We start from the raw sequence: 20,074 nt of genomic DNA, 5'->3' as shown, positions 1-20,074 counted from the left end.
GGCCCCGGGCCGATTCGGGGACGTCCGCAAACGACAAGGAATATGGTTATGGCGCACAAAATCAAGATGGCGGCCCGCACTCTCGATTTCTATTACGGGAGTTTCAAGGCCCTGCACGACATCAGCCTGGAGATTCGCGAGAACCAGGTCACGGCCCTGATCGGGCCGTCTGGGTGCGGCAAGAGCACGTTCTTGCGGTGTCTCAACCGCATGAACGACCTTATTCCGGGCACCCGGGTGGATGGAGAGCTGACCCTGGACGGCGCGAACATCCACGCCCCGGAGGTGGATGTGGTGGAGCTGCGGCGTCGGGTGGGCATGGTCTTCCAGAAGCCCAACCCCTTCCCCAAGACCGTGTTCGAGAACGTGGCCTACGGGCTTCGGGTCAACGGTGTGCGCGACAACGCCTACATCGCCCAGCAGGTGGAAAAGAGCCTACGCGACGCGGCGCTTTTCGACGAGGTCAAGGACCGGATGCACGATTCGGCCCTGGGCCTGTCCGGCGGCCAGCAGCAGCGGCTGTGCATCGCCCGGGCCCTGGCCGTGGCCCCGGACGTGGTGCTCATGGACGAACCGGCCTCGGCGCTGGACCCCATCGCCACCCAGAAGATCGAGGAGCTCATCCACGAGCTTAAAAAGCGGTTCACCATCATCATCGTCACCCACAGCATGCAGCAGGCGGCCCGGGTGTCGGACATGACTGCCTTTTTCTACATGGGCAAGCTGGTGGAGACCGACAACACCGAGACCATCTTCACCCGCCCGTCCAACAAGCAGACCGAGGACTACATTACCGGCCGTTTCGGTTGACGCCCCGGCCGGGACGCCGTCGGAAGAGATCCCTCATCCCTTTTTCATGGTCACGCGGCCGCCTCGCCTCGCGCGGCGCAAGCGGCCAGGAGGAACAGTCATGGATGGCAGAAGCCATTTTCACGCCGAGTTGGAACTCCTCACGGAAAAGCTCCTGCGCATGGCCGCGCTTTCCCGGCAGGCCCTGGCCGACGCGCTCAAGGCCTTTTCCGAATGCGATTCGGCCCTGGCCCGGGAGGTCATCGACCGGGACGCGGAGATCAACCGCATGGAATGCGAACTGGACGACACCAGCCTGCGGCTTTTGGCCCTGGAGCAGCCCGTGGCCCTGGATCTGCGCCGGGTGGTGGGGGCCATGCGCATGACCATCGACCTGGAACGGGTGGGGGACGAGGCCCTGCACATCGCCGAGCGGGCCATCTTCCTCTCCCAATTGCCGTCCGCGCCCCTGCCTGCCCATCTGGACGAACTGGCCTTCCGGGTCTCGGAGATGCTGGACAAGGCCTTAAGCGCCTTTCAGGGCGGCGACACGGACCTGGCCCAGGAGGTCTGCCGCATGGACGCGGGCATCGCCGATCTCAATGTGCTGGTGCTCAAAGACGCCCTGCAGCAGGCTGAGGATTCGTCCCGCACCACCCCGAGCCTGGAGCGGTCGATCCACGAGGTGGTGGCCGGACGTTCCCTGGAGCGCATCGGCGACAAGGCGGCCAACATTGCCGAGGCCACCATCTTCATCGTCAAGGGCGTGAGCATCAAGCATCACTGCCGTCCCTTCTGACGCGCCGATTTTTGCCGATCCACGCCGGGGTGAGGCCGAAAGGCCCAGCCCCGGCGTTTTTATTGACCCGCGCTTTCCGTAGGGTTATCGATAAGTGACGAATTGCAGGGCCCGGCAGGTACGGCCCCGCCGCCACCTCGACCCGTCCGGAGGCGCTCCCCCCATGAGCCGTGAACTGACCCACAAGGATCTGGCCCACCGTCTTGGGGTGTCCGTGACCACCATCAAAAGTTACCGAACCAAGTTTCCCGGGGCCATCCTTCCTGTGGGGCGGGGCAAGCCCCTGCGCTTCGCCCCCGAGGCCCTGGCCGCCTGCCGGGCCATTCACGGTGGATTTCAACGTGGGTTGTCGACGGAAGACATAAAAAGCGCCTTAAAAAAAGACTTCCCAGGTGTTGAAGAATATGAACGCTTATCGATAAGCGACGATATGCCGCGCCCCGCGCCCCAGGCTTTTCCCCCTTCGCGGCGGGAGGCCCCGGCCGGTGAGTCCACCCCGGAGGGCGCAGGGCTGGACGCCGGACAGGGCGCGGAGGCCTTGCATGGGCAGGCCCAGGCCGTGGCGCAGCGGGACACGGCCCGTCGCCTGGAGCGCCTGGAGGCCATGCTGGCCGAGCTCGTGGCCCTGGGCAGCCGCACCCATTCCCTGCATGTGGAGCTTCTGGCCAAGCTCGACGCCCTGGCCGGTCTGCCCCGTCTGGCCGGACTGGCCGGGCGCGGGGCCGACGCCGCCCATGCCGTCGCAGGCGCGGACATTCCCGGCCCGCCCCCGGCGGCCTTCCTGGCCCTGCCCGTGGTGGTCCTATCCGAGCGCGGCGAATACCTGGGCATCACCGGCCCGGACAATGCGGCCTTCAGCCTGGGCGAATTCGAGACCCACCTCCTGCGCCGGGCCGGGCGCATGGACGCCGCCGGGGAGATGTACGCCGCCTGGACGCCGCGCGGCGAGGACTGGGTGTTGACCCTGCGCGGCGTGGACCGGCGGATCGGCAAGGCCGGGCTGGAGCAGGCCGGAGGCCAGGACATGGGGCACGAACATTCTTTTCGCGCCGCCATCACCCAAAAAAACAATCATGTGGCCGTGTTCCAGCGGCTGCGCATCAACGGGAAAGACGTTTCCGAGGCCTTTTTGCGGGCCTTTTTCAAGCAGATCAAAGACTCGCTGGAATAGCCGACAGGGACCGCTGCATGGTCCAGCCCTTTTTTTCTTTGAAGAAACCGCCCAAACCGGTATAGGAAAAGCGGCTTTGGACATGACGTGCGCGGCCATGGGGGAGTGAGCCGGAAAACCTGTCGGCAACCCAGTCGAGACGCTCCATGAAGATGCCGAAAATCCCTGTCTATTCCTTGAAGATCCTTTTTGCCGTAGGCCTGCCGACGGCCCTGGCGGTCATCGCCTGCCTGGCGGCGGCCACGGCCCAGAACGCCTCGGGGCGATCCGCCGAGGCCCTGGCTCAGGTGGCCTTCGGCCGGGGAGAGGCGGCCACGCGCCTGGAGCGGCAGACCCTGCTGACGGCCCACCATCTGCGCGGCTACGCACTGACCGGGGAGCGGCACTTCCTGGAGGAGGCCAAAAAGGAACTGGCCGTGGCTTTGACGCGCATGCAGGAACTGAAGGCGTCGGCCAGCCGGGCGGGCGGCGTCGAGTTTGCCGAGGAGGCCGAGCGGGTGGCCTGGCTGGTGGACGCCTATAAAAAGGCCGCCGAGGCCATTGTGGGGCAAAACGAGGCCGTGGCCGAGGCCCGCAACGCCTTTGAGGCCGCCGGGAACCGCTTCGCGGATCTGGCCGAGGCCTATGCGGCGCGCAAAAAGGCGGCCCTGGTGGAGTTGGCGGTCAAGTATCCCCCGGGCACGCTGGTGCGCGCCGTGTCCGACAAGATTTTCCATGCACTGGATCTGGCCGGGATCGCCCGGGAGGTGCTGGCGGCCGAGGCCGAGGCCGGTCGTGTGCGTCGGCCGGAGATTTTGCGCGCGGCCATGGAGCGCCTGGGCGGCGTGGACGCCCTGGTGGAGGGGTTGCGCCCCCAGGCCTCGGAGGCCGACATCAAGGACGCGATGGAGATCGCCGCCGTGGCCGGGGAATTCGACAAGGCCGCCGGACACCTGGCCAAGGAATGGGAGCTTTTGCACGCCTCGGGGCGGACCCTGGCCCTGGCCGAGCGCGACGCCCTGGAGGCCGCCTCCCGGGCCGTGGAAAGCGCCGCCGTGGTGGAGCGCAAGGGTATGGAGGCCTTTGCCTCGGAACTGACCGTGCAAAAGTCCCTCCTGTGGACCCTTCTGGTCCTGACCCTGGCCTTTGGCGTGGTATGGATCGTGTTGGCCGTGCGCTTCCTGGGGATTCCCGTGTCCCGGTGCGCCGCTTTCGCCTTTGAGCTGGCCACGGGCCGCGTGCCCAAGGGGCTGTCCGTCTCCGGCCGCGACGAGGTGGGGATATTGGCCGAGTCCCTGCGCGAGGTGTCCAGGCGCTTCGGGCGCAGCTTCGCCAGATGACGCCTTCGACCATATCTGCCTGGCCGCGCCGACCGGGTCCGTTTTTTTTCGTGGCGGTCATCCTGATCCTGGCCCCTCTGGCGTTTTCGGCCCTGGCCCTTGGCCAGTCCCCGGAACCGTCCGCCCCGTCCGCTCCCCTCGCGTCCTCCCCGTCCGCCGTCCCCAACGACATGGGGGCCGTGGAGACGGCTCCCGATGCCCCTGTCGACGACCGGGAGGCGCAGGAGATCAAGGCCCGGGGACCGGTGGGGTTTCGCGGGCTGCCCTGGGGGGCCTCGCCGACGGGCCATCCGGACCTGGAATATCTCTACGGCGCCGGAGAGGTAGCCTATTACCGCCGTACCGGGGACAACCTGGAGATCGGCGAGGTGCGTTTAAAGGACATCCTCTACGGATTTTACCGCGACAGCTTCTTTCATGTGCAAATGCGGGCCCGTGAGCCCGGGGATATCGCCGCCTTACGAACCGCCTATGCCGCCAAGTACGGCCCGCCCCTGGAAAACGCCACGTCCCTGGACGAAAACTACCTGTGGAATTGGCCCCAGGCCCAGATCGCCCTGGACCGGGACATCCTGGAGGACTCCCTGTCCATCAGCTATACCCACCTGCCCGGGGTGGAGCGCATGCGCGCCGAGGCCCCGGACCCCGTTCCCGGCGATCCGGTCTTTTTGCGGCCCGGCATCGCCGTATACGCCAAGCAGCCGCCCCCGGACGGCTTCGGGGGCATCCCCTTCGGCGCACATGTGGCGGACCTTCGGAACATGGAATATCTCTTTGTCCACAAGGACGTGCGCCACTACCGCCGGGCCGGGGAGAAACGGCGCATCGGGGGCATCGTCGTGGACGACGAGGTCTATTCGTTTCGCGACGACAAGCTGTTTTATGTCATCTTAGTCATTAAAAAACCCGCCCCAGGCGACTTCGAGCGCTTGCGCGCGGCCTACGAGGCCAAGTACGGTTCCTTCGCCACGGTTTCTCCCGGGGTGTCGGAACATCTGGTCTGGAGTTGGCCCGCAGCGGCCGTGGCCCTGATTCGCTACCGGGACACGGGAAGCCTGGAGATCTGTTATGCCTACACCCCGGTCCTGCGCGACGGGGAAAACCGGATGATCGAGGCCGCGCTTGGGGCCATGGCCAGAAAAACCTTCGGCGACGGCGTGTCGCCCAAGCCGTAAGCGTCGAGCGGAACCATTTGACATTTCCCGTGCAGCCTGAACATGGCTGCGGGTTTTGGCGTTCGAGGCGTTGATTTTCCGACCTCGCAATACAAACGGCCGCCACCACGCAAGGCAGGGGCAAGGAGTTTCCATGGACCGATTTTTGTGCATCCACGGCCATTTCTACCAGCCTCCCCGGGAAGACCCCTGGCTTGGGGCGCTTTTGCCCGAGGGCAGCGCCGCGCCGAGCGCCAACTGGAACGAGCGCATCTGCCGGGAGTCCTACGCCCCCCTGTCCCGGGCCCGCCGCCTGGACGGCACGGGGCGGATCATGGACATCTTCAACCTGTACGAATGGATCAGCTTCAACTTCGGCCCCACCCTGTGCCGCTGGATGGCCGCACAGGCCCCCGAGACCCTGGCCCGGGTGGTGGTGGGCGACCGGGCAAGCCTGGCCAGGCTTGGGCACGGCAACGCCCTGGCCCAGGTCTGCCACCATGTGATCCTGCCCCTGGCTTCGGACCTGGACAAGCATCTGGAGGTGGGCTGGGCCGTGGCCGATTTCCGGCATCGTTTCGGCCGCGACCCCGAGGGCATGTGGCTGTCCGAGGCCGCCGTGGACACGGCCTCCCTGGAGGTGCTGGCCGAAAACGGCATCGCCTTCACCGTGCTGGCCCCGTGCCAGGCGGCCTTTGTGGCCGATCTGGACGGCGGCGGCCGCCGGGCCGTGTCCGAATGGGATCTGGACATCACCCGGCCCTACCGGGCCATGCTGCCGTCGGGGCGGCATGTGGACATCTTTTTCTACCACGGCGGCCTGTCCCAGGCCGTGGCCTTCGAGCGGCTTCTGGCCGATGGCGAGAACTTCTGGCACAGGCTCTCGGGCGCGGCCGGACCCGGGCTTCTGGCCCTGGCCACGGACGGTGAGACTTATGGCCACCATTTCCAGTTCGGGGAGATGGCCCTGGCCTATGTCATGGCCCAGGCCGCCTCGGGCCGCGATGGCCTGTCGCCCACCAATTTCGGGGCGTATCTGGCCAAAAACCCGCCCCAGCACCGGGTGTGGCTGCGCGAGCCTTCGGCCTGGAGCTGCGTGCACGGGGTGGAACGCTGGCGTTCGGACTGCGGCTGCACCAACGGCGAGCACCCGGGCTACAACCAGAAATGGCGCGGGCCCTTGCGCGACGCCCTGAACCTGCTCAAGGCGGAGGTGGACGCCCACTATTTCGCCGTCGGGGAGGGCCTTTTCCGCGATCCCCGGGGGGCGCTTCTGGCCTATGGCGAGGTGCTGTGCGGGGCCATGGACAAGGCCGATTTCGAATCGGCCCGCTTTGTCCCCGGGCTTGCCGCCGACAAACGCTCCCTGGCCTGGACGCTTCTCTCCATGCAGCGCTTCGCCGTGTCCTCGTTCGCCAGTTGCGCCTGGTTTTTCGACGAGCTGACCCGCATCGAGCCGGTCAACGCCCTGACCTATGCCCTGCGGGCCATGGATCTGGCCCGGGATACGGGCATGGTCGATCCCGAGGAGCGTTTTTTGCGCGAGCTGGAAAAGGCCTGCTCCAACGACCCGGCCATGGGCGACGGCCGCGACGTCTGGAACAACCTGGTCACGCCGCGCCGGGCCACGGTGAAGACCCTGGCCCTGCAGACGCTTGTGACCCTTGAGGCCGAGGACCGCCTGCCCGGACCCGGCAGTCCGGGGCAGGCCGTGGCCTGGCCCGCCGTGACCGCCTCCGTGGGCCTGGACGCGGCCACGGGGGATGGCTGCGCCACCGGGACGTTCTCCCTGGCCTGGACCCTGGAAAGCCGCCTGGAGCGGTACGGGCTGTCGCTTTCCCCGGGAGCGGGCGGCGGCCTTCCCGGAGGCCGGGCCTGCCTGTCCTGGCCGAACGGCGACAGGCAGGAGTCCGTGGCCCTTGAGGCTGCGGGCCTGGCCTGGAACAAGCGGCAGGCTGCGGCCGACACATTGGCCGGGCACGCCGAGTCCCGCCTGTGGGAGGCCTCCCTGGCCCTGGCCGCCAAGGGCCTGCGGCTTTTGCCGGAGATTCAGGAGGCCCAGGTCACGGTCAATCTGGCCCCCTTGTGGGTCGGGATGTATCCGGGGCTTGTGTGGCATCGCCTGTTCGGGCCGGAGCTGACCCCTGGCCGGGCGGCCCTGCTGGACGCCTTTTTGCGCGCCACGGGGAAGGACAACCCCGGCGCTGCGGCGCTTGCGCAGCGGGTGCTCCGGGAGTTTCTGGACCGGCTGTCCGGGCCGGAACCGGATTTTGCGGCCCTGGCCCTGGCCGTGGCCCGGGGCCGGGCCATTGGATTTGATCCGGACTGGTGGGCGGTGCAGAACCTTTTGTGGGAGCGGTTTGGCGGGCGCGGGGCCTGCCGTCCCCTGGCCGAACTCTTGTGGTTCGCCGGATGATTTCGGACCAGTCCGGGCCGGAATCCCTTTTTCGACTGCGCCTGGTGGTGGCCTACGACGGCACGCGGTTTCACGGCTGGCAGCTTCAGGCCGGGGACCGCACGGTGCAGGGGGTTGTGGAAAAGGCCCTGGCGACGCTTACCGGACGGCCGGTGCGGGCCATCGGTTCCGGGCGCACGGACGCCGGGGTCCACGCCCTGGGCCAGGTGGTCCACGCCGACGTGCCGGGCACCCGGGCCGGGCTGCCCTGGCGGCGGGCCCTCAACGCCCTGTTGCCGGAGGATGTGGCCGTGGTGGAGGCCGGACCCGCTCCGCTGGGATTTCATGCCCGCTTCGGGGCGGTGCGCAAGACCTACGCCTACACCCTGTGGACCGAGCCGGAATTTGTCTATCCCCAGCGGCGTCCCTTTGTCTGGGCCTGCGGCCCCGTGGACCGGCAGGCCATGGCCCTGGCGGCCCAGGAGTTCCTGGGCCGGCGCGATTTCGCGGCCATGCAAAATACCGGCACGGACGTGGGAACGACGGTGCGCACCATGGAATCCGTCGCCGCGTCGCCGGGGCAGACCCCCTTCGAGACGGTCTGGCGGTTTACGGCCGACGGGTTTCTCAAGCAGATGGTGCGCAATGTCATGGGCTGTCTGGTAGCCGTGGGCAAAGGGAAGATCTCCCCCGCCGACGTCCGCTCCCTGTTGTCCGAAGGGGACAGAACCCGGGCCCCGGCAACCGCCCCGGCCCGGGGGCTGTGTCTGGAATCGGTGGAGTATGGGGAGCCTGGCCACGGGGAGGGGCGATCTTTTTTTGACGGCCCCGCGCCGGGGCGGGAGAGCGGGGGCTGACGCCAGGCATTGCGGGCCGTCCCTGCCGGGGCTGTTTGCTGCTTTGGCCACGGGACCGGGGGCCGTGACCGCCGGGACAAGGCCTTTTCTGCGCGGGAAATCCGTGTCCGGGGCCTGGCGTGGACAGCCATGGGGATTTGGGCTACCGAGGCCGGAACGAACATGACCGGAGGATGCTGTGCGTATCGTTTCCGACCCGAAACAGATGCAAGAAATTTCGATTGATCTGCGCTATGAGCGTAAAACAGTAGGATTCGTGCCCACCATGGGCTTTTTCCACCAGGGGCATACAAGCCTTATGGAGTATGCCCGGGAACGCGCCGACGTGGTGGTGGTCAGCCTGTTCGTCAACCCCGCCCAGTTCGGCCCAAACGAGGATCTGGACCGCTATCCCCGGGATCTCGATCACGACCGGGAGGTGGCTGCCTCAGCCGGGGTGGACATCCTTTTCACCCCTGACCCGGCAGCCATGTACGCCCCGGACGCCTCCACGTTCGTCACGGTGGAGGGGGTGTCGGCCGGGTTGTGCGGGGCCTCCCGGCCCACGCATTTTCGCGGCGTGGCCACGGTGGTGACCAAGCTTTTCATGCTGGTGAATCCCACGTTCGCCGTGTTCGGGGAAAAGGACCGCCAGCAGTTGGCTGTTATTTCTCGAATGGTACGGGATTTGAATATCCCGGTCGCCGTGGTGGGGCGGCCCATCGTGCGCGAGGCCGACGGCCTGGCTTTGAGCTCCCGCAACGTGTTTTTATCGCGCGAGGAGCGGGATCAGGCCCCGTGGATCAACAAGGCCCTGGAGGCAGGGGCGGCCCTGGCCGCCTCCGGCATCCGCGACGTAAAGACGATCCTTGCCGCCGCCCGGGACATCCTTGCGGCCTACGCCCCCCTGGGGGCGGTGGACTATCTGGAGGCCGTGGATCCGGAGTCCATGCAGCCCGTGGAGACGGCGGCGGGACCGGTGGTGCTGGCGGCGGCGGTGCAATTTTCCCGCGCCCGGCTCATCGACAACCGGCTGGCGCTGCCCCCGCACGAGGCATAAGCGGCGCGGCGGCTGGATTTCAAGGGGCTTGCTTGTCCTTTCTTGGAAAATCGTTTAGGCAAATTTCGATTCATCCCAAAAAAAGCCATGGCCGGGGCTTCTGCTTCCATCTTCCCGGCGTGATGGACACCAGTATGGAGGATATTTTTTCATGATCAATGCCAAAGGTCATTATCTTTTCAGCTCCGAATCCGTCACCGAGGGGCATCCGGACAAGGTCGCGGATCAGATTTCCGACGCCGTTCTGGACGCCTTGCTGGCGCAGGATCCCGATTCCCATGTGGCCTGCGAGACCCTGGTGACCACGGGCATGGCGTTTATCGCCGGAGAGATCACCACCAATGCCTATGCCGACCTTCCGGCCATCGTCCGGGAGACCGTCAAGGAGATCGGTTACAATAGCTCCACCATGGGTTTCGACTGGGAGACCTGCGCCGTGGTGTCCTCGGTGGACAAGCAGTCCGTGGACATCGCCCAGGGCGTCAACCGCACCAAGCCCGAGGATCAGGGCGCGGGCGACCAGGGCATGATGTTCGGCTTTGCCTGCACCGAGACCGAGACGCTGATGCCCGCCCCCATCTATTACGCCCACAAGCTTTCCCGCCGCCTGTCCTACGTGCGCAAGAACGCGGTCCTGGATTTCCTGCGCCCCGACGGCAAGACCCAGGTGGCCGTGGAATACGTGGACGGCAGGCCCGTGCGCATCGACAACGTGGTGGTGGCCTGCCAGCACGACGAAAACATCGCCTACCCGGACCTTGTCGAGGCCATCAAGCAAGAGGTCATCTTCAAGACCCTGCCCGAGGAGATGGTGGACAAAAAGACCAAGGTCTACGTGAACACCACCGGCCGTTTCGTCATCGGCGGCCCCATGGGCGACTGCGGGCTCACCGGCCGCAAGATCATCCAGGACACCTACGGCGGCATGGGCAACCACGGCGGCGGCGCGTTTTCCGGCAAGGATCCCTCCAAGGTGGACCGCTCGGGCGCGTACATGGCCCGGTATATAGCCAAGAACCTGGTGGCCTCGGGCGCTGCGGAACGTTGCGAGGTGCAGATCGCCTATTGCATCGGCGTGGCCGAGCCTTTGTCGGTCCTGGTCACCTCGTTCGGAACCGGCGTGGCCCCGGATGAGGAACTGACCAAGGCCGTGCGTCAGGTCTTCGATCTGCGCCCCTATTTCATCATCAAAAAGCTTGACCTCAAACGCCCGATCTACAAGCTGACCTCCTGCTACGGGCATTTCGGCCGCGAGCGCCCGGAATTCACCTGGGAGACGACCGATATGGCGGGCGATCTGAAAACGGCGCTTAAGCTGTAGGACGCCCCGCCCCGGATTCACCTTTTACAAGGATAAAGGCACCATGGAATACGACGTCAAAGACCTGGGTCTGGCCGAACAGGGCAAGCTGCGCATGGAATGGGCCGGCCAGTCCATGCCGGTTTTGAAAAACATCGGCGAGCGCTTCAAGAAGGAAAAACCCCTGTCCGGAATGCGCATCGCCGCCTGCCTGCATGTGACCACCGAGACCGCCAACCTGATGCGGGTCTTGAAAGACGGCGGGGCCGAGGCCTACCTGTGCGCCTCCAACCCCTTAAGCACCCAGGACGACGTGGCCGCCGCCCTGGTCAAGGAATACGGCATCCCCACGTTCGCCATCAAGGGCGAGGACAACGCCAGCTACTACCGCCACATCATGTCCTGCCTGGATGCCAAGCCGCACATCACCATGGATGACGGCGCGGACCTGCTGGTCACCCTGCATTCCGAGAAAAAAGAGCTCATCAAGGACGTCATCGGCGGCACCGAAGAAACCACCACCGGCGTCATCCGCCTCAAGGCCATGGCCGCCAAGGGCGTCCTGTCCTATCCGGTCATCGCCGTGAACGACGCCCTCACCAAGCACATGTTCGACAACCGCTACGGCACGGGCCAGTCCACCATCGACGGCATCATCCGGGCCACCAACCGTCTGTTGGCTGGATCCAATTTCGTGGTCTGCGGCTACGGCTGGTGCGGCAAGGGCCTAGCCTCCCGGGCCCACGGCATGGGCGCCAACGTCATCGTCATCGAGGTCGACCCCCTGCGCGCCCTGGAGGCCATGATGGACGGCTTCCGGGTCATGCCCCTGGCCGAGGCGGCCCCCATCGGCGATTTCTTCTGCACCGTCACCGGCGACATCCACGTCATCCGCTACGAGCACTTCGAGGTCATGAAAAGCGGGGCCATCGTGTGCAATTCCGGCCATTTCAACGTGGAGATCGACCTGGATGCCCTCTATGCCAAGGCCACGGCCCGGCGCATGATCCGCGATTTCGTGGAAGAGATCACCCTGCCAAGCGGCGCCCACGTCAACATCCTGGCCGAGGGACGCCTGGTCAACCTGGCCTCGGCCGAGGGCCATCCGTCCAGCGTTATGGACATGAGCTTCGCCAACCAGGCCCTTTCCGCCGAATACCTGGTGCAGAACTACAAGAGCCTGGCGAAAAACGTCTTCAAGGTGCCCGATCCCATCGACCAGGAGATCGCCCGCCTGAAGCTGGCCTCCATGGGCGCGGACATCGACGTGCTGACCCCGGAGCAGGTGAAATACCTGTCCTCCTTCGACATGGGCACCTAGCCCCCGGCGAAGCGAAAAACACACCTGCACACGCCCCTCCGCCCGGTTGTCCGGACGGGGGGGCGTTTCGCTTGGGGTACGGGGAGTCCTTCAGGATCGGCGTGGCGAATGCGCCACGAGCCGAGCCGGGGCGGTCGGCGACGGCGCGGCGGGCCCGGGCGATGTGTCATGCGACGGCGCGGACAAAGCCTGACCGGGGCTCGGGGCGGGTGATTATTTCGCCGGGCCGTGCGGCGGCGTGGGCGGGGCCTGCCCCGCCGGGGCATCCAGGCGCACGGCGATCCGGGCCGGGGGCGCGTCGGCCTGCCACAGCAGGCGGCTGCGCTCGTCCACGTCGGCGATGCGTTCGAAGTCCTTGCGGGCCAGGAAGGTGACGGACCCCTCCACGGGTTCGTTCTCATAAAAGCCGGGGCCGTAGGTGAAGATGAACTTGGAGAAGCGTTGAAGCGTCCGGACCATGCCCGTGGCCGAATCGTGCAGGACCAGGGCCCCGGGGTCGCCGGGATGGCGGGTGACGTCCACGAACCGGCCGGGCTCATTGGAGATTTCGTAATGGCCGCAGAATTCGTCCAGGGTGAAGTCGTATCCGGCCAAGCGACGCAGGGTCATGGACGTGACCTTGCCGGTCTTGATCTGTCCCTTGCCCACATGCAGCGGCGGCGGCAGGTTCATGTTGCGCTTGACCGGGCTTATGACCTCCACCCCGGGCGGGGCCGTCGGCGCCTGGGCCGCCTCTCCGGATACGGCGGCAGGCGGACCTTCGGACGGTGCGTCCGTTGCGGGCGGCTCGGCGGGCGATGCGTCGTCACCGGGCTCCGGATGTTCCGTGACCGCCCCGGGCGGCGTCAGGGGCTCCACCCGTACGGCATCGAAACCTGGGTCCGGCGGAGCGGAAATCCCGGGCGGCCCGAGAACGGCCAGGAAGAAAATCCCGGCGTGCAGGGCCAGGGAGATGGCGAGACAGGCCAGACGGCTCATGGCCTCGTTCCGGACGACGCTCCCTGGGGAGCGGCCTCGGAACCGCCGTCGGGCTGCGCCCCGGCCGCCCTCCCGTCCCCTTCCTCCGGATACGGCTCCGTGACGACATACACGGCCTGGGCCCCGGCCCGTTTGGCCGCGTCCATGACCGCAACCACCTGGCCGTGGGGCGTGTCCCGGTCGGCCCGCAGATAGACCTTCTTGCCGCGCTCCACCGCCAGCACCCGGACATGCTTCTCCATGTCCGGCAGAAGCGCCGCGAAATCCTCCACGAAAAGCGTCCCGTCCTTTTTGACGGTGATCACGATGTGCCCCGCGTCCTCATGCACGGCCTCAACCGTGCGGGTAAAGGGCAGCTCCACGGAAAGTCCCTGGATCAGGGGCGGGATGGCCACCAGGAAGATGACCAGCAGAACCAGCATGACGTCCACGAAGGGCAGGACGTTGATGGCGGCCTGGAGGCGGTGGCGGGCGGCTGTGCGGCGGGACACGGCCTCAGCCCTCCCCCTCGGGCGCAGCGGCGGCAAGGCAAAGCGTCAGGGCCTCCAGATCCCGCTCCAGGCCATCCACCGCGCCCACGGCGGCGTTGAAGGCCACGCTGGCGGGCACGGCCACGGCCAGCCCCAGGGCCGTGGCCACCAGGGCCTCGGCGATACCCGGGGCCACCAGGGTAAGCGCCTGGGTTTGGACCAGCCCCAGGGCGTGGAAGGCGTGCATGACCCCCCACACCGTGCCGAACAGGCCGATAAAGGGCGCGGCCCCGGAACAGGCGGCCAGGATGCCGATGCCCCGCTCGTGGCCGCGAAGGGTCTGGGTTCCGGCCAGGTCAGCGGCCTGGATGGCGGTCTGGAGGCGTTTGGACGATGGCGGTCCGCCTGCTGCCTGGCCGAGGACCGCCAGGGCGGCTTGCGCGGCCCCGGCCAGGGGGGCGCGGGGATGTTTTTTTGCCAGGGCCAGGGCGGCCGTGAGGGGATTCCCGTGTTCCAGGGCGGCCAGGGCGGCGGCCAGGGCGGCCCGGGAGGCCAGGGCCGCCGGGAGCAGGGTGAAAAGTTTGTGCAGGATGACGGCCCAGCTCAGAACCGACATGGCGGCCAAAAGGGCCAGCACGACCTTGACCGTGGGCGTGGCCTCCCGGATCATGGCCCAGACGTCGAGGTGGGGCATGAGGTCCATGTATGCTCCAGGGGAAGAGGTTTGAAGTAAATTCCCCTCCCGTCCTAGCAGGTTTTTCCCCGGCTGGCACCCTTTTGGGCAGGACGGTTGGCGGGAGCGCGGCGTGAGGGGGCGTTGGAAAACATCGCCAGGTCGTTAAGGATGATGCATACGGGGATGCCTGGGTAGGCCTGCATCAGGCAAAGTCCGCTCGTGGCGGACGGCGCGCCCAGGCCCTGTCCGGGAATCTTCGTTATGGGTTGGCAGTCAGCAACAGCCTGCGTTTATGGTCTTTATTCACAAAAAAATGTTCTTTCGGACGCCTCGCTAGTCCTTCCACTTTTGCCGAATGGCCCGGATGGCGTCGACCTCGCGGAAAAAGGCTTCAATGATCGCTGGATCGAACTGGCTGCCCGCGCCTTTTTGCAACAGGGCGAAGCATTTTTCCACGGGGAAGGCCTTTTTGTAGGGCCGGTCGCTGCGCAGGGCGTCGTACACGTCCACCACGGACACAATGCGGGCCTCCAGGGGGATGGCCTCCCCCGCCAGCCCGATGGGGTAGCCCGTGCCGTCCCACCGTTCGTGGTGGTACAGGGCCAGGATGCGGGCCAGGCGCAAAAGTTCGTTGTCGCCGGATTCCAGGGGGCCGAGCAGGAAACCGCAGGCGTTTTGGGCCGTGTCGGTGCCGTTGAGCGGTCCCAGGATCTCGCAGCCGTAGAGGCAATGGCGGCGCATGATCTCCCATTCGGCCGGATCGAGCGGCCCGGGCTTGAGCAGCACGGTATCCGAATGCCGATTTTGCCCACGTCGTGCAGGGGGGCGCATTCCCGCATCATCTCGCACCGCTCCTCGGGCAGCCCCATGGCCCGGGCCAAAAGGGCGCTGATCTCGCCCACCCGGATGACGTGGTGTCCGGTTTCGTTGTCCTTGTATTCGGCGGCCCGGCTTAAGCGCTGCATGATCTGGCGGCGGGTCACTTCCAACTCGGCGGTACGTTCCTGCACCAGACGTTCCAGCTTCTCCTGATAGAGGCGGTTTTCGCGTAAAAGCCCGGCCCGTTCCAGAACCCTGTCCATCACATGATCTAGAACGGCCATGTTGGATAGGGGCTTGGTGATGAAGTCCCAGGCCCCGAGGCGCATGGCGCGCAGGGCGTCTTCCACCACGCCCACCCCGGACAGCACCACCAGGGGCAGGTCCGGGGCCAGGACCGTGGCGTTTTGGATGAAGGAATAGCCGTCCATGACCGGCATGTTCAGATCCACCACCACGGCCTGGACCGAATCGGGGTCGCGCTCCAGGATGTCCAGGCCTTCCCGGCCATTTTCGGCCAGAAGGACGTCGTAGTCCATGTCTTCCAGGTGTGCGCCCAGGGAGCGGCGCAGCCCGGCCTCGTCGTCGATGACCAGGATGGCCATGTCAAGCGTCTCCTTGGGACAGGCATTCCCGTATCCGGTCCAGGATGGCGTCGGCCCCGGCCGGTTTGAAGAAAAAATCCTGCCTGGTCAGGCCCAGCTCTTTGAGCTCGGTGCTGATGACCATGTCCACCGAGCCGGTATGCACCAGAAAATGGCGGCACACGCCCCGGGCCATGGCCTCCCGGATGAACTGGGCGCCGCTCATGCCTGGCAGGCGCATGTCCACCACGGCCACGGCGGCAGGCGCCTTTGCCAGAAGTTCCAGGGCCTGTTCCCCGGAATGGGCGCCGAGTATGGTAAACTCGTCGAAATCTTCCAGATATTGGGTCAACAGATCCCGGATGCGCTCCTCGTCGTCGAGGATAAGAATGCGTGAGGTGGCCATCTTATCCCTCAAGCCTTTCGTCCTTGGGCAGGTCGATGCAAAAGACCGCCCCGCCGTCAGGGCCGGTTTCGAGGGTCATCTTGCCGCCATGGCCCTTGGTCACGATGAAATAGGACACGGACAGCCCGAGCCCGGTGCCGACCCCGGGCTGCTTGGTGGTGAAAAACGGTTCGAATATCCGGGTGCGGACCCCCTCCGGCACGCCAGGGCCGTTGTCCTCAATCTCGATGCGGACCCGATCCGCAAGATCCCGGATGCGCACGGCGATGCGCGGCGCGGCCACGGGGGGAGTGGCCTGGGCCATGGCCTGGGCGGCGTTTCTGAGCACGTTGAGCAACACCTGCTCGATCTCCGTGGCCGTGCAGCCGATGCCTGGCAGATCCGGGCCGTAGTCCCGCACGATCTCGATTTTTTTGAAGTCGTAGCTTTTTTTGAGGTCGTAGTCGTTGGAGGCCAGGTTCAGGGCGCTGTCGGCAATGGCCCGGATGTCGCAGACCGTGCGGCGGGATTCGCTGCGCCTGCTGAAATCGAGCATGTGCCGGATGATGGCCGAGGCCCGGGAGGCGGCGGACTGGATGTCCTCGATGAAGACGTCGAGCTTTCGGACTTTCATGTATTGGTCCAAAAGACGCATATCCAGGCCGATTTTTTCGGCGGCCTCCAGGTTCTTGCGGAAGTCCGGCCGGGTGCGCTGCACGATGTTCTGGGAGGCCTGGAGCACGATGCCCAGGGGGTTGTTGATCTCGTGGGCGATGCCTGCGGCGATGCCCCCCACGGAGATCATCTTTTCGGTCTGGACCATCATCTCCTGCATCCGCTTGGTCTCGGTGATGTCCCGGACCATGGTCATGAGGTAGCGCCTGCCGCCGAAGATCACGATCTGTCCGGAGAGGGAGCAGATGGCCAGGGAGCCGTCCTTGTAGCGGGACTCGCATTCGAAATGGTCCACCCGGCCGTCCCGGAGCAAGTGGCGGTGGAAGTCTTCCCTGTCCGATTTGTTAACATAAAGAGGAACCTCGGCCGAGGTTTTGCCCAGGATATCCTCGCGCGCGTAGCCCGTTTGTGCGGTGAAGGCTTCGTTGGCGTCGACGACTTTTCCGGTTTCCATGTCCGCCAGGAGAATGGTGTCCGGGGCGAACATGAATATCCGGGAGAATTTTTCCTCGGACTGGCGCAATCCGGCCATGGCCCGTCCCAGGGCGGCCAGTGTCAGGGCCACCAGGGCCAGGGTGGCCAGGGACACGCCGCCGGTCAGCCAGGCGATGCGGGCGGCCGGGCGCAGGAGCTCATCCTCTTCGGCTGAAAGCACCAGGTACCACTCGGTCTCGGCGTTGGACATGGCCATAAGCACACGCTTCACGTCTCCCTCGCGAAAATGGGCTGGTTCTCCCGAGGTAGCGGACTTCCGGACCTCGTCCATGCGCCAGTTCGCCCAGGAATGTCCCGAGGCGATGCCGGATGGTGCGGCAAGGATGACCCCGGTCTTGTCCAGGATAAAGCCGGTGCCGGTTTCCCGGGTATGCATCCCGAGGGGCAACTCCTCGGCAAAGCGAGAAGTCTCCATGGCCACGGCAATGACCCCGGCCAGGATCCCTTCCGGGGTGCGGATGGGCGCTGCAATCACCAGCATGGGCACTTGGGAATGGCGTCCGGCGGCCAGGGTCTCCATGGAGAGGTTTCCGTCCAGGGCCTTCTGGAAATAGGCCCTGTCCCCGACCGAGAAGCGGCCCACCATGTCCGGGTTCGAAGCGGCCACGATTTCGCCGCTGAGCTTGATCAAAAACACCCGGTCAAACGAGCTGCCCTTGACCCGGGAGGCCATACGCCGGGTGGCCTCCTCGCGGGCCGACACCCCCAGGTAAGAGTTCTCCAGGGCCAGGGCATAGATATCTTCACGACTCCACAGGTCGAGCCGGGCGGCTATTTCCTTGACCCGGGAGCCGATCTCCCGGTTGAGGAATCCCAGGGTCTGGTGGGTCTGGCCCAGGGCCAGTTTCGTCAGGGTGTTCTTGGTCGAAAAATAGGCCAGAAGGGTGCTCAAAAGCACCCCGGCAAAGACCACGGTCAGGACCGGGGCCAGATGCCGGTCCAAGGACAAGACCGAAACAAACCTTCGGACGGCGTTCATTGCAACACAACCCCCGCCGCCTCGATGATGGGAAAGGGGATGCGCACGCCCAGGCGTTCTGCGGTCCTCAAGTTGACCATGACCACGCCTTCGACATTGATGCGTACCGGCATGCTCCCGGCCGTCGTCCCGGTGTCCAGGATGTGGCGGGCCATCTCCCCGGCGACCCGGCCCTGCTCGCGGCCGGATTCCAGGATACCGCACAGCATGCCGTGCTCCTTGGCGATGTCGGAAAAGCCCAGGGTCGGCTTGGCGGCCGCAGCCACGGTCCAGGCCATGACCTCGTCGGGGGGGACGATGCGCCCGGTGCGTTCATCCGTAAGGGCGTTGTAGGGGCCGAAGGCGTAGACATCGGCCCGGGATTGATACCAGGCGACCTTCTGCCGCCATTCCTGAAACGTCCGGCATATCTCCACCCCGGCAATCTCCAGGGCGAAGGGGATGATCTGGTTCAGGTCTTCCACCACAAAACGCATGGACTCCGAATCCTCCCCGAAAATGGCGACGCTTTTGGCCTGGGGCACGATCTTTTTGATCAGGGCGAAGCCCTCTCGGAAATGGTAGCGCTCCCGCACCCCGGTGACGTTCGGTGCTGGAAACCCATAGGTTGCCAGGGGGGCGTTGACCCCGCAAAAAACCACCTGGGGGGTGGGCCGGTCTTTCAGGAAGGGGACGGTCAGAGAGGCCTGGGCCGCGTCGTCCACGGCTATGACCACCTGGGGAGTGGCGGCCTGGATGCGCGCCAGGGCCGTGTCCGCGGCGGCGCGAAGCGAGGCCGGGTCGGGTCGGCGTTTGGCGTCCAGGTAGAGGGTTTCAATGGTTGCGCCTGTTCCGGCCAGGGCTTCCCGAATGCCCGCATCGATCTCCCGGCACCAGACGTATTCGGGATTGTAGCTTTGCACCACGATGACCCGCCGTTGCAGTTCGTCCTGTGCGGCGACAGCCCAAACGGCGGCCCAGGCTGCGGCCAGGGTGGCTGCGGCCATGAATGCAAATCCGAGGCATCGTGTCCAGGGCATTTCCGGCTCCCGGTTGCACCGCCATGCGCCAGCCGCGCCGCTAAGGAAATTCCGGGACGCATACCCCGGGAAGAGGCGGCAAAAGGAGACAAACCGCGTGACTTGTGCATGAAAATAACAAGGAAGCAGGATTATTGTCCAGGAGTTCCGATGTTCACGAGGTCTTTTTTTGATTCTCCAGGAGGATCTTCCGGCGAAACCGTTTATCCAGGGTTTCCTCCAAAAACTCCGTGAAGTATCCCATGTACTTTTTCAGAAAATATTGCATGTCCAGGAATTTTTTCTTGTGTTTGTATTTGATGAGCGTGGAGGGGTTGAAGTAGGCCAGGGCGTTTTCCCTGGTCAGCACGAAGGGGGGCTTGCCGTCCCTGACCAGGATGAAACTGGCCAGAAGCGAGCCGGTGCGGTGGTTGCCCTCCAGGAAAAGCTGGGGCTGGCTGACGCCCAGGACGTAGACCCCGGCGGCCCGCTTGTAGGGGGATTTGGACTTCTTGCGTTCGTACCAGGACAGGATCTGGCCGATGCCCTGGCTGAAACGCCTGCGGGTCTCCAGGATGTGGGGGCCGAATTCCAGGCGCACCCGTTCGTCCAGGCCGCACAGCACGATGTGGTTGAGCTCCAGGATGTGGTCGGAGCCCTTCAGGGTGAAAAGGTCCACCCCTTCTTCAAGGAGTTGGTCCACATAGGCGTATCCGGCCAGGAGGTTGTCGATGATCCGGTTGTCCAGGGGCTCGCGGCGCATGAGCATCTCTTCGCTGATGCGTTCGAAATCGCGCTGCACGTCAAGGAGCGAGGCCTGGATTTCCTCCAGGTTCAACCGGTATTCCTTGTATTTGCCCATAACGTGAGC

Annotated in this window: 18 protein-coding genes and 1 pseudogene; 10 read left to right on the top strand and 9 right to left on the bottom strand. The window is 65.6% G+C overall.

Annotated features, from left to right (window positions below):
* Positions 1-48: 48 nt before the first annotated feature.
* The 10 genes from pstB (at position 49) to ahcY (ending at position 12,144) form a co-directional block, all read left to right on the top strand.
* On the top strand, positions 49-810 hold the full coding sequence (pstB, locus tag GD606_RS12875; RefSeq protein ID WP_374190858.1) for a phosphate ABC transporter ATP-binding protein PstB: 762 nt from the start codon (positions 49-51) through the stop codon (positions 808-810).
* 100 nt (positions 811-910) lie between these two features.
* The gene (gene phoU, locus GD606_RS12870) at positions 911-1,588 is read left to right on the top strand and encodes a phosphate signaling complex protein PhoU (RefSeq protein WP_163301659.1); all 678 of its coding nucleotides are present in this window, start codon (positions 911-913) and stop codon (positions 1,586-1,588) included.
* A gap of 163 nt (positions 1,589-1,751) precedes the next feature.
* The gene (locus GD606_RS12865; RefSeq protein WP_163301658.1) at positions 1,752-2,759 is read left to right on the top strand and encodes a helix-turn-helix domain-containing protein; all 1,008 of its coding nucleotides are present in this window, start codon (positions 1,752-1,754) and stop codon (positions 2,757-2,759) included.
* A 146-nt stretch (positions 2,760-2,905) separates the two neighbouring features.
* Positions 2,906-4,078: a coiled-coil domain-containing protein gene (locus GD606_RS12860; protein ID WP_163301657.1), complete on the top strand. Its 1,173-nt coding sequence runs from the start codon at positions 2,906-2,908 to the stop codon at positions 4,076-4,078.
* Positions 4,079-4,128: 50 nt separating this feature from the next.
* The gene (locus tag GD606_RS12855) at positions 4,129-5,253 is read left to right on the top strand and encodes a hypothetical protein (RefSeq protein ID WP_163301656.1); all 1,125 of its coding nucleotides are present in this window, start codon (positions 4,129-4,131) and stop codon (positions 5,251-5,253) included.
* 133 nt (positions 5,254-5,386) lie between these two features.
* Complete coding sequence (locus GD606_RS12850) at positions 5,387-7,648, top strand: DUF3536 domain-containing protein (protein WP_163301655.1); 2,262 nt, start codon at positions 5,387-5,389, stop codon at positions 7,646-7,648.
* Positions 7,645-8,484 (top strand): tRNA pseudouridine(38-40) synthase TruA, encoded by an 840-nt coding sequence (gene truA / locus GD606_RS12845; RefSeq protein WP_163301654.1) that lies wholly within the window; start codon positions 7,645-7,647, stop codon positions 8,482-8,484. The genes GD606_RS12850 and truA overlap by 4 nt, the downstream gene beginning before the upstream one ends.
* A 178-nt stretch (positions 8,485-8,662) precedes the next feature.
* Entirely contained in the window at positions 8,663-9,523 is an 861-nt protein-coding gene (gene panC / locus GD606_RS12840; RefSeq protein ID WP_163301653.1) for a pantoate--beta-alanine ligase, read from the top strand.
* A 151-nt stretch (positions 9,524-9,674) separates the two neighbouring features.
* Complete coding sequence (gene metK, locus GD606_RS12835; protein ID WP_163301652.1) at positions 9,675-10,844, top strand: methionine adenosyltransferase; 1,170 nt, start codon at positions 9,675-9,677, stop codon at positions 10,842-10,844.
* A 43-nt stretch (positions 10,845-10,887) separates the two neighbouring features.
* Positions 10,888-12,144, top strand: coding sequence for an adenosylhomocysteinase (ahcY, locus tag GD606_RS12830; RefSeq protein WP_163301651.1), 1,257 nt, complete (start codon positions 10,888-10,890; stop codon positions 12,142-12,144).
* 213 nt (positions 12,145-12,357) lie between these two features.
* Here the strand turns inward: ahcY and GD606_RS12825 are convergent, their stop codons facing one another.
* The 9 genes and pseudogenes from GD606_RS12825 to GD606_RS12790 form a co-directional block, all read right to left on the bottom strand.
* Positions 12,358-13,122: a DUF2339 domain-containing protein gene (locus GD606_RS12825; protein WP_163301650.1), complete on the bottom strand. Its 765-nt coding sequence runs from the start codon at positions 13,120-13,122 to the stop codon at positions 12,358-12,360.
* On the bottom strand, positions 13,119-13,613 hold the full coding sequence (locus GD606_RS12820) for an ExbD/TolR family protein (RefSeq protein WP_163301649.1): 495 nt from the start codon (positions 13,611-13,613) through the stop codon (positions 13,119-13,121). Before GD606_RS12820 ends, GD606_RS12825 begins: the two co-directional genes overlap by 4 nt.
* 4 nt (positions 13,614-13,617) lie before the next feature.
* Entirely contained in the window at positions 13,618-14,295 is a 678-nt protein-coding gene (locus GD606_RS12815; RefSeq protein WP_163301648.1) for a MotA/TolQ/ExbB proton channel family protein, read from the bottom strand.
* A gap of 306 nt (positions 14,296-14,601) precedes the next feature.
* Positions 14,602-15,054, bottom strand: a complete 453-nt coding sequence (locus GD606_RS20585; protein WP_246298786.1) for an HD-GYP domain-containing protein — start codon at positions 15,052-15,054, stop codon at positions 14,602-14,604.
* Positions 15,055-15,416: 362 nt separating this feature from the next.
* Positions 15,417-15,626 (bottom strand): annotated as a pseudogene (locus tag GD606_RS20580) (response regulator); the annotation flags it as partial.
* 67 nt (positions 15,627-15,693) lie between these two features.
* The gene (locus GD606_RS12805; protein WP_163301647.1) at positions 15,694-16,077 is read right to left on the bottom strand and encodes a response regulator; all 384 of its coding nucleotides are present in this window, start codon (positions 16,075-16,077) and stop codon (positions 15,694-15,696) included.
* Position 16,078: 1 nt separating this feature from the next.
* Complete coding sequence (locus tag GD606_RS12800) at positions 16,079-18,205, bottom strand: sensor histidine kinase (RefSeq protein WP_163301646.1); 2,127 nt, start codon at positions 18,203-18,205, stop codon at positions 16,079-16,081.
* Positions 18,202-19,191, bottom strand: coding sequence for an ABC transporter substrate-binding protein (locus GD606_RS12795; RefSeq protein ID WP_163301645.1), 990 nt, complete (start codon positions 19,189-19,191; stop codon positions 18,202-18,204). Before GD606_RS12795 ends, GD606_RS12800 begins: the two co-directional genes overlap by 4 nt.
* A 187-nt stretch (positions 19,192-19,378) precedes the next feature.
* Positions 19,379-20,065, bottom strand: coding sequence for a Fic family protein (locus tag GD606_RS12790; RefSeq protein WP_163301644.1), 687 nt, complete (start codon positions 20,063-20,065; stop codon positions 19,379-19,381).
* Positions 20,066-20,074: the final 9 nt, after the last annotated feature.

This window comes from Desulfolutivibrio sulfodismutans DSM 3696 (genome assembly GCF_013376455.1).
Taxonomy (GTDB): Bacteria; Desulfobacterota; Desulfovibrionia; order Desulfovibrionales; family Desulfovibrionaceae; genus Desulfolutivibrio; species Desulfolutivibrio sulfodismutans.
Note: the sequence above shows the minus strand (reverse complement) of the source record. Positions and strands in the feature narration are given on the sequence as shown.